This is a genomic window from Streptomyces yangpuensis (assembly GCF_001005295.1).
GTDB classification, from domain to species: Bacteria; Actinomycetota; Actinomycetes; order Streptomycetales; family Streptomycetaceae; genus Streptomyces; species Streptomyces yangpuensis.
This window is the reverse complement of the sequence record NZ_LBMK01000001.1, coordinates 122835-136978: the sequence shown is the minus strand read 5'-3', so window position 1 is coordinate 136978 and position 14144 is coordinate 122835. Positions and strand designations below refer to the sequence as shown.

The window sequence follows — 14144 nt, the reverse complement described above, 5'->3', positions numbered from 1 at the left end:
GCGAAAGTGGTCCCCATGAGCACCCCCGCCCCCACCGCACCACTCCGCGTCGGCGTCATCGGCTACGGACTCGCCGGTTCCGTCTTCCACGCCCCCCTCGTGGCCGCCACGGACGGACTCGTCCTCGACACGGTCGTCACCTCCGACCCGGACCGGCAGGCCCAGGCCCGCGCGGAGTTCCCCGATGTCCACACCGCGCCCACCGCCGACGAGCTGTGGGAGCGCGACCTCGACCTCGTCGTGATCGCCTCGCCCAACAGGACGCACGTCCCGCTCGCCACCACCGCCCTCGAAGCCGGCATCCCGGCGGTCGTGGACAAGCCGCTCGCCGCCACCGCCGCCGAGGCCCGGGCGCTCGGCGCCCTGGCCGACCGGCGCGGGACCTTCCTCTCCGTCTTCCAGAACCGCCGCTGGGACAACGACTTCCTCACCCTGCGCCGCCTCCTCGCCGACGACGAACTCGGCGAGGTCCAGCGCTTCGAGTCCCGCTTCGAGCGGTGGCGCCCGCAACTGAAGGGCGGCTGGCGCGAGTCGGGCGCCCCGGAGGAGATCGGCGGCCTGCTCTACGACCTGGGCAGCCACGTCGTCGACCAGGCCCTCGTGCTGTTCGGGCCCGCCGTACGGGTCTACGCGGAGACCGACGCGCGCCGCCCGGGCGCCGAGACGGACGACGACACCTTCATCGCCCTCACGCACGCGAACGGGGTCCGCTCCCACCTCTACGTCAGCGCGACCACCGCCCAGCTCGGGCCGCGCTTCCGCGTGCTCGGCTCCCGGGCGGGCTACGTGAAGTACGGCCTGGACCCGCAGGAGGGGGCACTTCGGGAGGGGCTGCGGCCGGACGGACGGCTGCCCTGGGGCGAGGAGCCCCCGCACCTGTGGGGGCGGGTGGGGTCGGGCGAGTCACCGCTGACCGGTGGCGGGGCCCCGGTGCCGACCGAGCAGGGCGACTACCCGGCGTACTACGCGGCGGTGGAGGCCGCCCTGCGCACAGGCGGGCCGGCCCCGGTCACGGCGCTGGAGGCCGCGCACTGCCTCGACGTACTGGAGGCGGCCCGCATGTCGTCGCAGGAGGGCGTGGCCGTGGAACTCCCCCTCACCGCGGAGCACGGAACGGCGTGACGCCCCGACGTCCGCGAGCACCCGCACGGACGGACGCGGACACACACGTGAACGCATACGTGAACACGCACGTGAACGCATACGTGAACCCACACGTGAACCCACACGCGAACACCCATCCGCACTCAGCCGCGGACGCGGACGCGGACGCGGGAAGGGCGGGACCGCCGCAACGGCAGCCCGGCCCTTCCCGTCCATCCGCTCCCAGCGGCGCGGCTACGCGCCCTTGAACTCCTGGCGCTGACGGCCCAGCCCCTCGATCTCCAGCTCCACGACGTCACCCGCCCGCAGGTACGGCTTCGGCTCCGGCTGGCCCATCGCCACGCCGGCCGGCGTACCGGTGACGATGACGTCGCCCGGGTACAGGGTCATGAACCGGCTCAGGTACCGGACGACCTCGCCGACCGGGAAGATCTGGTCCGAGGTGTTGCCGTCCTGCTTGAGCTCGCCGTTGACCCACAGCTTCACGTCCAGGATTTGCGGGTCCGGGATCTCGTCGGCGGTCACCAGCCACGGGCCGAGCGGGGTGAAGGTCTCGCAGTTCTTGCCCTTGTCCCAGGTGCCGCCGCGCTCGATCTGGAACTCGCGTTCCGAGACGTCGTTGACCAGCGCGTAGCCGCCGACGTGCGCCAGGCCCTGCTCCGCCGAGTCCAGGTAGCGGGCGGTGCTGCCGATGACGACGCCGAGCTCGGCCTCCCAGTCGGTCTTCACGCTGCCGCGCGGGATCAGGACCGTGTCGTCGGGGCCGGCCACCGTGTCCGCCGCCTTCAGGAAGAGGATCGGCTCGGCCGGCGGCTCCGCGCCGATCTCCGCCGCGTGCCCGAAGTAGTTCAGGCCGATGCCCACGATCTTGCCGATGCGGCCGACGGGCGCGCCGATCCGCAGCCCTTCGGCGTCCAGGACCGGAAGCTCGCCCGACTCCGCCGCTTCCCGTACCCGGGACAGCACGGAGTCGTCGGCGAGCAGTGCGCCGTCCACATCCGTGACCAGGCCGGACAGGTCCCGCAGGGTCCCGTCCTGGTCGAGCAGCGCGGGGCGCTCCGACCCGGCCGGTCCGACACGCAGCAGCTTCATGGGCATTCTCCCGTGGTCGTGGGTGGTCGGCCCACGGGCATGCCCCGGGCCGGACGATGGGTTGCGGCCATCGGAGGATTGGCTGATCCTCCAAGAAGTCCACCCAATCCGCAAGACCCTGTTCACAGACTGGAACGCGCTGCTCCGTCGACCGCCCGCTCAGTGCCGGAGGCCTCGGTACGGGCCACGGCCCGGGCCTTGCGGTGTTCGAGCCAGGCCCGCTCCGCGACCGCCCAGGCGGTGGTGGTGAGCAGGTAGAGCCCGGCGGCCAGCGGCACCACGGCCGCGGTGATCAGCGTCCCGAACGAGAGCAGGGGCAGTACGCCGCCCAGCTTGCGCATGGCCTCCTGCTGCTCGGCACTCAGCTCGGGCACCGCAGCGGCCCCGGCCCCTGCCCCGGCGCGGTGACCGGCGGCAGCCCAGGCACGGTGACCGGCCCCGGCCGGCTTACCGGCACCGGCACCGGCGGCGTCGGCACGAGCGCCGGCCCCACCCGCGGCTCGGGCACGGACCCCGCCCTTGCTCCCCGGCTTCGTCCTGCCGGAGCCGACGGCAGGCCTCTGCGCGGCGGCGGACTTCTTCGCCGCGTCGGGCTTCTTCGCGGCGTCGGCAGCGGCAGCGGCAGCGGCGGCCGCCGACCGGCGCCCGCGCACGGCACTCCAGGCGGCCACCACGGCGATCACCCCGAACAGCGCCAGGAACACCAGCCCCTGTGCCCCGAACGGACCGCCCTCCCCGAGCGCATCGGCCCACCGGGACCCCAGCGGCGCGCCGAACAGCCGGTGGCTCAGCAGCTCACCCCCCGAGGAGAACGCCTGGTACATGAGGAAGAACACCGGCAGCTGCAGCAGCAGGGGCAGGCAGCCGGCCAGCGGGGTCGCACCACGGAAAGCAGCCCTGCTCAGCGGGTGCAGGGCGAGCCGTACGAGCACGGTGAACAGCACGATCGCGGCAGCGGTCGCGGACTCGGCCAGCACCGGCTCGAGAAGCCGGCCCAACTCGACAACAAGGTGGGTGAAAACGGACACGCGGGCCCTCCGAAGGGTCTCGTCGAACGTCGAAAGAGGTGCATTTCGGCGTGACGACCCACGAGGGGCGACAACAGTGATCAGTCAGCAGAAGGCGAGGAGAACTGCGCGCCCCTACGCGGCCGTCGGAACAAGACGGCCGGGCGCCCTGGGCCGCGACCGGCCCGAGGCATCGGGATCACGCTGCGGCAGGAACGCCGTGCGCTGCTCGCGATCACGGATCGCGGTGCGTATTCGGTGCGGCGGCACCGGCCGTACGAGCCGCGCGGCGGCGGCCAGGGCCTCGGCACCCACGGAGACGGCGACGACGGTCGCCGCGAGGGCGACCACCACAGCGCCCAGCCCGCTCTCCCCGGCGAACAGCCCGAGGGCTCCCCCGAGCAGCACGAGCGGGAGCAGCACGGAGAGCACCCGGGCGATCCGGTCCAGCGGGACGAGCGGAACGTCGTGTCGTCGTGACCGGCCCATGCCCATGCTCATGCCGATGCCCATGCGAACCTCCCCCTCTCCCCGCGCTGTTCGAACTGTTCTCGATCGATGGTAACCGGGCCCACCGACAACGGGAGATGAGGTCAGCGGCGGAGGGTCCCCCAGACCACCAGCCGGTACTTCGAGCTGTACTCGGGTGTGCACGTGGTCAGCGTGATGTACGCGCCGGGCTCGCTGTAGCCGTACTCCGGCTTCACCACGCTCCGCGGCACCGGGGCGATCACCCCGGTGTCCCGCTCGGTCGTCTCGCTCAGGACCTTCCCCACCACGTACGTGTACCTGCGCCCCCGCACGTCCACGATCAGCTCGTCGCCCGCCCGCAGCCGGTTGACGTACCGGAAGGGCTCGCCGTGGGTGTTGCGGTGACCGGCCAGCGCGAAGTTCCCCCGCTCCCCGGGCCCGGCGGTCCCGGGGTACTGCCCCGCGTACCCCTTGTCGAGGACGGCCCGCTTGTCGATGCCCTGCGCGACGGGGACGACGAGGCCGAGCCGCGGGATGCGCAGCACGGCGTACGCCCGCTCCCGCGCCCCCGCCCCCGCCGGCCCGGCAGGCGGAGGCGGCGGGGAAGAGGGAACGACAGCAGGACCCCCGGAAGGCGACACGGACGACGACACGGAAGGCAGAACCGAAGGCGAGGCAGAAGCAGAAGCAGAAGCGGATGAAGGGGGAGGATCATCCCCCCAGGCCCGCTCCAGGGCCCGGACCTGCTCCTGCGCCGCGGCGGCGGCCTGCCGGTTGGTCCACCACACCTGGTGCACCACCAGCAACAACAACACCACGCCCACGGTGACGGTCAGCTCGGCGGCCGCCCACAGGACCCCCACGAGACCGGCCCGGCCCGCCCGCCGGCCCCGCCCCTGAACCACCACAGGTATGTGATCCCGCACGGGCGGCACCCTAAGACCTCCCCCGTCAACTGACCAGCGGCAGTACGGTGTGAACCATGCGCCCCGACACGCCTGCCGAGCACATCGCCGAAGCCGAGCGCCTCATCCGCACGGCGACCCGCTACCCCGAGGACCAGGAGCCCTTGCTCCTCCAGGCCGCGGCCCACCTCGAACTGGCCGACGAACGGGACCGGGCGAGCGCCCTGTACGACCAACTCCTCTCCTCCTCGCCCTCCGACCCCCACCTGATCAAGGCCCTCCAGGCGGCGAACCTCTGGGAGTACGGCCACGAGGCCGAGGCCCGCGCCCTCATCGCGGGCATCCGCGCCGCCTCCCCCAAGGACCCGGCGCCGTGGGAGGTCATCGCGGAAGCCCTTGAGGCCCACGACGAGTTGGAGGCCTCCGAGGACTGCTTCACGCAGGCTGCGACGCTCCTCATCGCGGACTCGACCCCGCTCACCCCGGCCACGACCGCCCTCCTGACGGGCCGCCACCGGGTGCGCCGCCTCCTCGGGCGCCCACACGACGACTGGGACATGGTGGCCGACACCCGCCACATCGGCCCGATCCCGCTCGACGAGCTCCACGACCCGAAGCGCATCTGGGCCCTGGGCTCCGACGACCCGGCCGAGCTGCGCGCCGAGATCGCCCGCCTGCGTGCCGAACTGGGCGACCGCCGCGCGGCCCTGTCCCGCCCGTTCCCGGTGGCGATCCTCCACTGGCCGCAGCGCGAACTGTCCGAGCTGCTGACCAGCTACCCGACGCTCGCCTCGGAGTACGCCTCGCACGAGGCCCACCTCCGCGACATCGAGACCTCCCTGCGCGCCCTGGCCGCCTCGGGCACCACCAACCTCGGGATCGTGACGGCGAGCGTCCCCTCGTACGAGGCCTTCGCCGCCTCCGAGAAGACCTCCCCGGCCTCCCCGTCCCTCCTGGCGGAATACGCCACGACCCTGGCAGCCCGCGGCAAAGCCACCCCCTGGCCCCCCACCCCCACCTCCCCCTGCTGGTGCACCTCGGGCAAGCCGTACGCGGAATGCCACGGGGGCAGCAGCTGATACCGGGCGATCCACGGCCCCCAGTCTTCCGTTTTCATCACGAAGGAATCCATGACCAGCGCATACGAGTCGGACCCGATATTCCAGACCAACCCTCTTCAGGTCCTGAATATCGTGACGCGCATCCAGAGCCAGGAGATCGCGCTCCCTGATTTCCAACGTGATTTCGTATGGGATTCCACCCGAACCGCCGAGCTCCTCGGTTCCATCATGTCGCGCTACCCAGTGGGAACACTCCTCTTCTGGGAACAGGGAGAAGGGCAGGTCTTCGCCAGTCGGAGCTTCGACGGGGCTCCGAGCACATCCGGAAAGCCGCCTTCGGTCCTGGTACTCGACGGGCAACAACGACTCACGTCGCTCTACCAGGCGCTGACAGGGTCGGGTGACGAGCGCTATTACATCAAGGTGGACGAGTTCGTCGACATCCTGAGGCGGAGCGTCCGCGAGGTTCCGGACGTGGACTTCGAGCAGGCGATCTTCTCCATGCCCGCCGTGGCGAAGGCCGGGCGCCGCAGTCAGTCGCTGAAGCCGTCCCATCTCCCCATCGCCGAAGTCCACCAATTCGACGACTGGCTGGACGACTACGCCGACACCATTGAGGGCGATCCGGAGATACCGCTCACCGCGAAGGAGGCGAAGAGCCTCTACCGGGAGATGCGCGACAAGTACATCAGCCCTCTGAAAACTTACGGACTTCCCGTCCTCACCCTCCCCAGTTCCACGTCCATGGACGCCGTCTGCACGATCTTCGAGACCTTGAACCGGACGGGTAAACCGCTCGGCCCCTTCGAGCTGCTCACCGCACGTTTCTTCCCTCAAGGGGTCAACCTGCGGGACCTGTGGGACGAGGCGGAGGCCAACCACAGGGCCCTCAAGGAATTCCGTATCGATCCGTACAACGTGCTCCAGGCCATCTGCCTGCGGGTCCGCAGCAGCGCCCAGCGGTCGGACGTCCTCAAGAAGCTGACCGGGGACGACATCAAAGCCCACTGGGACAGCGCGACGTCAGGCTTCGCCGGCGTGATCGACATGCTCCAGTCCGATTGCGGCGTCACCTCCCAGAAGTGGCTCCCGTACGGAATGCTGCTCACCCCCATGGCCGCCGTGTGGGACAAGCAGAAGGATCTGAAGCCACTGGAACGCTCCCAGGCCCTGCTTCGACTCCAGCAGTTCTTCTGGGCGAGCACCTTCACCACCAACTACGACCAGGGCGCCAACAGCCAGATGGGTGCCGACTACTCACGGCTCTCCCAATGGATCACCGCCGGTGAGGGACCGGCTCCCGAAGCGATCGACGAGTTGCACATCAACGCGGCCACACTCCGCACGGCGACGGTGCGACGCAAGGCGCTCTACTCGGGAATGATCTGCCTGCTCGTCAAGAACAAGGCTGCGGACTTCCACACCGGCCAGAGCATGTCGACCACTCGCGCGCTCGACGCCGAGTCGCACCACATCTTCCCGAAGGCCTACCTGGGCAAGCAGCAGAACGCGGAGAGTTCCGAGCTGATGCTCAACCGCTCCCTCATCGACGGGGAGACGAATCGCATCATCGCGAGCCACGCACCCAGCGTGTACATCGAGAAGATGAAAACGGCCTACGGCGAGCAGCGACTGACGGACGTCCTGGCATCGCACGCGATCGCGAGCCAGCAGGCCAGCGGGCTCCTGAACGACGACTACACGACGTTCCTGAACGAACGGCTGGAGATCGTCATCCAGTACATCGAACAGGCCACGGGCAAGACCATCCAGCGCGACGCAGTCCGCTAGCCGGCGGCCGGCCCCGGATCGGATGCGCCGTCCGGCGGGCCTTAGCGTGCCGTCGAATCGCCCGATCCGGCGGCCGAGGAGGGCTGGCATCATGCGTGCATGCCTGGTGCCAGCCCTTCCTCCGCCGCTGTCTCGGCGCGCATGAGCCGACAGGCCTCGCGCGACACCACGCAGGAGATAGCGGTTCGCCGTCTCCTTCACGCGTCCGGGCTGCGCTACCGCGTGAACTTCCCCGTGCCCGGCATACGGCGCCGCACGATCGACATCGCCTTCACCCGTGCCCGGATCGCCGTCTATCTCGACGGGTGCTTCTGGCACGGCTGCCCCGAGCACGCGACGCACCCGAAGGCGAATGCCGAATGGTGGCGGGCCAAGCTCGAGAAGAACATGTCCCGGGACCGCGAGACGACGGCCCATCTGGAGAGCGCCGGCTGGAGGGTGTTGCGGTTCTGGGAACACGACTCCCGGTAACAGTGGCGCGCCAAGTCGCCCTAAGCAGACGGCGGGTCGCGGGCTAGCGGTCGGCCGTGGCGTACGTGGTGGCGGCCATGGCGGCGGCTGCCGTGAAGACCGCGGGCCAGGCGCCGATCTTCTTCGCCAGGGGGTGCGAGCCCGCGAAGGCGGCGATGTAGGCCGCGCCCAGCAGGGCCGTCGTGGTCGGCGTCGTGCGGCGGTGCCACTCGCGGGCCGCGAGGGTGCCGGCCGCCGCGAGGACCACGCCGCCGAGCGGACGCTTGCCGGTCCAGCGGGCGGCGGCGTAGCCGCCGACCAGGCCGCCTGCGGCTACGAGCGAGGTGGGGAACTGCGCCATCGTGGGGGCCTCCAGCCGTTCGAACGTCTCCGCACGAGGCTAACGCGCCCGCCGCGCGAACCTGCGCGCGGCCGCCACCGCCAGCACGACCGCGGCCCCGCCCAGGACGTTGTCGGGGAGCGCGTCCTGCAGGGTCCGCGGGAGCACGGCCACGACCCCCAGGATCACGAAGAACGCCACCGCGCAGGCGGCGAGACCCATCAGGACTCTGCCGAGGAGATTGTTGTGCACGCCGGGCTCAACGCCGGCCCGGGCGGGCCGATACGGGTGGTCCGCAACACCGTACGGAAGTCGGATTTGTCGCACACCCTCCGGATCTGTGGACCTGCCCTCCCCGGCACCGCGCAGGCGTAGATTCAGTCTTCGATAGGGGCGATACGACCCAAGCCACCCAAGCCGGCCCAAGGAGCTGCAAACGTGATCTGTTACGGACCGGCCGTCCTCGACCTCACGGACGAACTGGCCGACACCTACGGCGAAGTCTTCTCGGCCCCACCGTGGAACGAGGATGAAGAAACCATTCGCCAGTTCGCCGTGCGGCTGCAGACGGACAGCCGGCGCCCCGGCTTCCGTACAGCCTTCGCGCAGTCGCCCCTCGGCGTCGACGGATTCGCCACCGCCTGGCTGACGCCCCGCGCCTTCCCCACGGACCGGTCCTACGGACGGGTCGCCGCCCAGCTCGGCCGGCCGCGCGTACGGGAGCTCCTCGTCGGAGCCCTGGAGATCGACGAGCTCGCCGTACGACCGCAGGCGCGCGGACACGGCACCGGGCGCGCCCTGCTGGCGGAGATCACCGCCGACGCCCCCGACGACCGGGCCTGGCTGCTGACCGCCCGCGCGGCCACCGACACCGTGGCCACCTACCACCGGCTCGGCTGGCACGAGGTGAAGCCCCTGCCCGGCACCGAGAACGCAGTCGTCGTCTTCCTCGCCCCGAACCACCCCTCGGCCTGAGCGTCGACCGCCCGCCACCGGGCATACCGGGGGCATGATCACGCGTACCGCCCAGCGCCAGCTGAACATGGCCACCCACCACCAGCTCCGGCAGGCCGGCATCCCGGCCGCCACCATCAGCGGCCGCAGCCGCCGCGGAGGACCCTGGCAGCGGCTCCTCCCGAGGGTCTACCTCCTGCAGACCGGCCCACCCGACACCCGGCAGCAGGCTCTGTCCGCCGTCCTGTACGCCGCCCCGCCCACCGCGGACCCGCTCACCGGGACCACCGCCGCCCTCACCGGCGGCGCGGCCCTCGCCCTCCTCGGCATCCGCGACGCGCCACCCGAATCCCTGGACGTCCTCGTCCGCGCCCCACGGTCGGTGGCCGCCACCGGACGCGTCCGGCCCGCCTCGACGACCCGCTGGCCCGCCACCATCACCATCGCCGGGGTCCCCAGCACCCGCCCGGTCCGGGCCGCCACCGACTTCGCGGCCCGCACGGACGACCCGGACCTCGTACGCTCCGTCCTCGCCAACGTCGTCCAAAGCGGCTGGTGCCACCCCCACGACCTGCACGCCGAACTGCGCGCCGCCCGGGTACGGAACCGTCCCGCCGTCCGGGCGGCCGCCGCCGAACTCGTCGCCGGCGTACGGTCGATCGCCGAGGGCCGCGCCCGCGACACCCTGTCCGCCACCGACCTGCCCACCCCGCTCTGGAACCCCCGGCTCCACGAACCCGACGGATCCTTCCTCGCCAGCCCCGACGCGTACTGGCCCGAGGAGGGCGTGGCACTGGAGATCGACTCCGCGGAGTACCACTACACGCGCGACTCCTGGCAGGCCACGCTGCGCCGCAGACTGCGCATGGAGGCCCGGGGCGTCCTGGTGGTCAGCACGACGCCCGGGATCCTGAGCGAGCGGCCCGCGGACCTGATCGCCGCCCTGCGCGCACTCCTCGCCCTGGGCGCCGCCCGCCCCACCCCGCCACAGGTCACGGCCCGCGGACACGCCCAGCTGGAGCTGCCGCTCCCCGGATCCCGCTACGCGCCGAATGCGCGGGAGACCGTGTAGATCAGAAGGCCCGCCAGGGCGCCGACCACCGTGCCGTTGATACGGATGAACTGCAGGTCGCGGCCGATATGGGCCTCGATCTTGCGGGAGGTGTGCTCGGCGTCCCAGGCCGCCACCGTGTCCGTGATCAGCGAGGTGATCTCCTTCCGGTAGGTGGTGACCACATAGACGACCGCACCCTCGATCCAGCCCTCCAGCTTCGCCTGGAGGCGGCCGTCGGTGGCCAGGCGCGCCCCCAGGGACATCAGCGAGGCACGGACCCGCAGGCGCAGCTCGCTCTGCTCGTCCTCCGCCGCCGAGATGATCATCGAGCGGATCGCGGACCACGCCGAGGCGATGACGTCCTGGACCTCGTCACGGGCCAGGATCTCGGACTTGAGGCGTTCCACCTTCGCGCGCGTCTCCGTGTCCGACTGCAGGTCGGCGGCGAAGTCCCGCAGGAAACGGTCCACCGCCGCGCGCGCCGGATGCTCGGGCATGTCCCGCATCTCCGTGACGAAACGGAGCAGCTCCTTGTAGACGCGCTCGCCGACCTTGCGGTCCACGAACCGCGGGGTCCAGCCGGGGGCACCGCCCTGGACCGCGTCCGTGATCGAGTCCCCGTGGGTGATCAGCCAGTCGTGCGCCTTGGCGCAGATGAGGTCGACGCCGCGGCGGTGGCCTCCGTCGGCGACGACCTTCTGCAGGGTCTTGCCGATGCCCGGCGCGATCTCGGCGGTCTCGGCGCGCCGCGTGATGGCTTCGCCGACGACGGCCTGGACGTCGGAATCGCGCAGGACGGTCAGCGCCCCGCGCAGGGCCGTGGCCAGCTCGGCCGTGACGCGGTCGGCGTGCGCGGGCTCGGCCAGCCAGGCGCCCAGGCGGCCGCCGATGCCGAGGGCGTGGAGGCGGGCCCGGACCACGTCGGAGGAGAGGAAGTTCTCGCCGACGAACTCGCCGAGCGTGACGCCGAGCTGGTCCTTCTTGGTCGGGATGATCGCGGTGTGCGGGATGGGCAGGCCGAGGGGCCGCTTGAAGAGGGCGGTGACGGCGAACCAGTCCGCGAGCGCGCCGACCATGCCGGCCTCCGCGGCGGCGGCGACGTAGCCGGCCCAGCCGCCGGCGCCCCAGGCGTGCTGGGCGTACTTGGCCAGTACGTAGACCAGCGCGACCAGGAGCAGCAGGCCGGTCGCGGTGGCCTTCATCCTGCGGACGCCACGGCGGCGCTCCTCGTCGGCGGCGTTGAACACGAACGCTCCGCGGGGATGGGGCGGGGCGGCGGTGCCGTCGGCTCTGCCGACGGCTCTGGTGCGGTCGTCCACGTGGTCCTGCCTTCCCCCGGGGCGCCGGGCGCCGGTTTTGTCTGCATAGCATCCGACTCCTGGGAGGGCGGCGGAGTTCCCGCCACGCCCTTCCGCTCCCGCGGGTCCCCTGCGGGGTTGCTCGGCGGTCCGGCCCGGCCGGAGCGTGCGACTGGGCCGGGGTACGGGGGGCGGTGCGGTGGCCCCTGCGGGGTTGCTCGGCGGTCCGGTCCGGCCGGAACGTGCGACTGGGCCGGGGTACGGGGGGCGGTGCGGTGGCCCCTGCGGGGTTGCTCGGCGGTCCGGTCCGGCCGGAACGTGCGGCAGGGCCGGGGTACCGGCACGGTGCGGTGGCCCCTGCGGGGTTGCTCGGCGGTCCGGTCCGGCCGGAGCGTGCGGCAGGGCCGGGGTACCGGCACGGTGCGGGTGGGTCGGGGGGCCGGGCAGGGGTGTCTCCTCGGCTCGGCGCGTGCGGCCCTGGCCCGGCCAGACGGCTTTGGTCGCGCCTCGTCCTGCGGGGACACCCCTCCCCGTCCCCCCTCCAGCAGCGCGAGCCGGTGGGGCGGGGACACGGCGGAGTGTCCCCGCAGGACGAGCGCGCGACCAGGGCCGACTCGGCACGCCAAACCCGCACGCGCCGAGCCGAGGAGACACTCCGGCGGGGCACCGCCCCACCCCCTCGCACCACCGCCCAGCAGGAACGATCGCCACCCCGGCGGGAGCCGAACCCTGCACTCCCGGCCCGCAAAATCAGCCTCGCCGGCGTTTGAGGCGCGGGGTCTGGGGCGGAGCCCCAGCACACCCCCGGCGGGAGCCGAGCCACGCCGCGCTACGCCTTGTGGAGGGACAAGCCGCCCCGCGGGGGCTTGATCTTGACTTCTACACCGCCCCAGAAGGCGAAGCCCGTCACCACCACGCGCGGAGCGCCCGGCTCCGTGGGGCCCGGGCTGTCGCGCTGGTCGAAGGCGCCCATGAAGCCGAAGCCCCGCACGTCCACGTCCACACCCGGCGGCACGGTGATCTCGATGCCGCCCATGATCGCGACGCAGTTGATCACCACCTCGCGCTGCGCGAAGTCCGCCTCCCGCAGGTCCAGTTCGCCACCGCCCCAGAACGCCACCGCGTCGAAGCGGGCCGGGACCGTCCAGCGGCCCTTGCGCTGGAAGCCCGACATCACCGCGACGGCCAGCGACGACGAGCCCGTACCGCCGATCCGGCCCGGCCAGGCGGCAGCCCCGGCTGCCGCCGCCGCGGGCGGCGCCGCGGCCGGGGCGGTGGCCGCCGGCAGGTCCGCCGTCAGCGGTTCCAGCTGCGCGTACGTACGGGACTTGTACGCCGCATCCAGCCGCTCCTCGAACTCCTCCATGTCGAGCCGGCCCTCGGCGACGGCGTCACGCAGACGCTCCACCACCCGGTCCCGGTCGGCATCCGACGCCCTCAACTCCGGCAACGGCTTCTCCGGCCGCTCGTCACTCATACGCACCAGACTATGCACGCACACGCGGGAGTTGTATGGTCCGGCCCCTGAGACCACCCCCGACCGGACCCTGAGTCCACCCCCGAGCCGCGCCCGCGCAGCCCCCCGAGCCGCCCCCGCGCGGCCCCCGCGGCCCCCGAGCCCCGCCCGCGCAGCGCCCCGCTCAGTCCCGCCCCGCGTACATCCGCGCGATCACGTCCTCGATGTCCGGCTCCCGCACCGACAGATCCACCAGCGGGTACTCCGCCGCCACCGCCGACACCAGCGGCGCGGCCGACTGCCCCGCCGGGAACGCCAGCCACTGCCGGGGCCCCTCCACCTTCACCACCCGCGCCCCCGGCACGCTGATCGGCGCCAGCTCCCGCTCCAGGTCCACCACCAGCGTCCGCTCGCTCTCCCCCGCCGACCCCGCCGCGTGCAGTCCGCCCAGCGCCCCGTCGTACATCAGCCGCCCGTGGTCGATGACCATCACCCGCTCGCAGAGCTGCTCGATGTCCTGGAGGTCGTGTGTGGTCAGCAGCACCGTCGTGCCGCGCTCCTCGTTCAACTGCCGCAGGAATCCCCGTACCTTCGCCTTGCTCACCACGTCGAGCCCGATCGTCGGCTCGTCCAGGTACAGCACGTCGGGATCGTGCAGCAGCGCCGCCGCGATGTCCCCGCGCATCCGCTGTCCGAGCGACAGCTGGCGCACCGGCACGTCGAGCAGCTCGGCCAGGTCCAGGCGGTCCACGCACCGCTCCAGGTTCTCCTCGAACCGCGCCCTCGGCACCCGGTACATCCGCCGCATCAGCCCGTACGAGTCCTTCAGCGGCAGGTCCCACCACAGCGTGGTGCGCTGCCCGAACACCACCCCGATCCGGTGCGCGAGCCGCACCCGCTCCCGCGCCGGGTCGATGCCCGCGACCCGCAGCCGGCCGCCGCTCGGGTTCAGGATGCCGGTCAGCATCTTGATCGTGGTCGACTTGCCGGCCCCGTTGGGCCCGATGTAGCCGACCATCTCGCCCCGCGCGACCGCGAAGCTGATCCCGTCCACCGCCCTGACCTGGCGTTTCTCCCGGCGCATCAGGCTCACCCGGCGCCGTACGTCAAAGACCTTCTCGACCCCGTCCAGCGAGATCAGCGCATCATCGTCCACCACGG

The 14144-nt window shown here is 72.1% G+C and carries 15 protein-coding genes; 6 read left to right on the top strand and 9 right to left on the bottom strand.

Annotated elements, in window-relative coordinates:
• Positions 1-15: 15 nt before the first annotated feature.
• Positions 16-1122: a Gfo/Idh/MocA family protein gene (locus AAT21_RS00620; RefSeq protein ID WP_046774768.1), complete on the top strand. Its 1107-nt coding sequence runs from the start codon at positions 16-18 to the stop codon at positions 1120-1122.
• 216 nt (positions 1123-1338) lie between these two features.
• On the opposite strand, the gene AAT21_RS00615 is transcribed toward AAT21_RS00620, so the two are convergent.
• The 4 genes from AAT21_RS00615 to AAT21_RS00595 form a co-directional block, all read right to left on the bottom strand.
• Positions 1339-2196, bottom strand: a complete 858-nt coding sequence (locus AAT21_RS00615; protein ID WP_046774767.1) for a fumarylacetoacetate hydrolase family protein — start codon at positions 2194-2196, stop codon at positions 1339-1341.
• 122 nt (positions 2197-2318) lie between these two features.
• Entirely contained in the window at positions 2319-3224 is a 906-nt protein-coding gene (locus AAT21_RS37295; protein WP_079025365.1) for a YidC/Oxa1 family membrane protein insertase, read from the bottom strand.
• A gap of 114 nt (positions 3225-3338) precedes the next feature.
• Entirely contained in the window at positions 3339-3716 is a 378-nt protein-coding gene (locus AAT21_RS00600) for a DUF6412 domain-containing protein (RefSeq protein WP_235438635.1), read from the bottom strand.
• 80 nt (positions 3717-3796) lie between these two features.
• Positions 3797-4471, bottom strand: a complete 675-nt coding sequence (locus AAT21_RS00595; protein ID WP_412180298.1) for a class E sortase — start codon at positions 4469-4471, stop codon at positions 3797-3799.
• A 185-nt stretch (positions 4472-4656) separates the two neighbouring features.
• Here AAT21_RS00595 and AAT21_RS00590 point away from each other — a divergent pair, with 185 nt between their 5' ends.
• From AAT21_RS00590 to AAT21_RS00580, 3 genes are all read left to right on the top strand, one after another.
• Positions 4657-5658 carry an SEC-C metal-binding domain-containing protein gene (locus AAT21_RS00590; protein ID WP_046774765.1) on the top strand — a complete coding sequence of 334 codons (1002 nt, stop codon included), beginning with the start codon at positions 4657-4659 and terminating at the stop codon, positions 5656-5658.
• 51 nt (positions 5659-5709) lie between these two features.
• Positions 5710-7431, top strand: a complete 1722-nt coding sequence (locus tag AAT21_RS00585; RefSeq protein ID WP_046774764.1) for a GmrSD restriction endonuclease domain-containing protein — start codon at positions 5710-5712, stop codon at positions 7429-7431.
• Between the two features lie 99 nt (positions 7432-7530).
• Positions 7531-7902 carry a very short patch repair endonuclease gene (locus AAT21_RS00580; RefSeq protein ID WP_200904317.1) on the top strand — a complete coding sequence of 124 codons (372 nt, stop codon included), beginning with the start codon at positions 7531-7533 and terminating at the stop codon, positions 7900-7902.
• A 43-nt stretch (positions 7903-7945) separates the two neighbouring features.
• Here the strand turns inward: AAT21_RS00580 and AAT21_RS00575 are convergent, their stop codons facing one another.
• Together AAT21_RS00575 and AAT21_RS00570 are read right to left on the bottom strand one after the other, a co-directional pair.
• Complete coding sequence (locus tag AAT21_RS00575; RefSeq protein ID WP_046774763.1) at positions 7946-8242, bottom strand: hypothetical protein; 297 nt, start codon at positions 8240-8242, stop codon at positions 7946-7948.
• 39 nt (positions 8243-8281) lie between these two features.
• Positions 8282-8473, bottom strand: a complete 192-nt coding sequence (locus tag AAT21_RS00570) for a hypothetical protein (RefSeq protein ID WP_046774762.1) — start codon at positions 8471-8473, stop codon at positions 8282-8284.
• A gap of 186 nt (positions 8474-8659) precedes the next feature.
• Between AAT21_RS00570 and AAT21_RS00565 the strand changes: the two genes are divergently transcribed.
• Positions 8660-9196 carry a GNAT family N-acetyltransferase gene (locus tag AAT21_RS00565; RefSeq protein ID WP_235438634.1) on the top strand — a complete coding sequence of 179 codons (537 nt, stop codon included), beginning with the start codon at positions 8660-8662 and terminating at the stop codon, positions 9194-9196.
• Between the two features lie 34 nt (positions 9197-9230).
• The gene (locus AAT21_RS39605; RefSeq protein WP_052757604.1) at positions 9231-10247 is read left to right on the top strand and encodes a hypothetical protein; all 1017 of its coding nucleotides are present in this window, start codon (positions 9231-9233) and stop codon (positions 10245-10247) included.
• On the opposite strand, the gene AAT21_RS00555 is transcribed toward AAT21_RS39605, so the two are convergent.
• From AAT21_RS00555 to AAT21_RS00545, 3 genes are all read right to left on the bottom strand, one after another.
• Positions 10217-11548 carry a DUF445 domain-containing protein gene (locus tag AAT21_RS00555; protein WP_046774761.1) on the bottom strand — a complete coding sequence of 444 codons (1332 nt, stop codon included), beginning with the start codon at positions 11546-11548 and terminating at the stop codon, positions 10217-10219. The genes AAT21_RS39605 and AAT21_RS00555 overlap by 31 nt on opposite strands.
• Before the next feature lie 808 nt (positions 11549-12356).
• On the bottom strand, positions 12357-13004 hold the full coding sequence (locus AAT21_RS00550) for a DUF1707 SHOCT-like domain-containing protein (protein WP_046774760.1): 648 nt from the start codon (positions 13002-13004) through the stop codon (positions 12357-12359).
• 163 nt (positions 13005-13167) lie between these two features.
• Positions 13168-14139, bottom strand: coding sequence for an ABC transporter ATP-binding protein (locus AAT21_RS00545; RefSeq protein ID WP_046775475.1), 972 nt, complete (start codon positions 14137-14139; stop codon positions 13168-13170).
• Between the last annotated feature and the right edge of the window lie 5 nt (positions 14140-14144).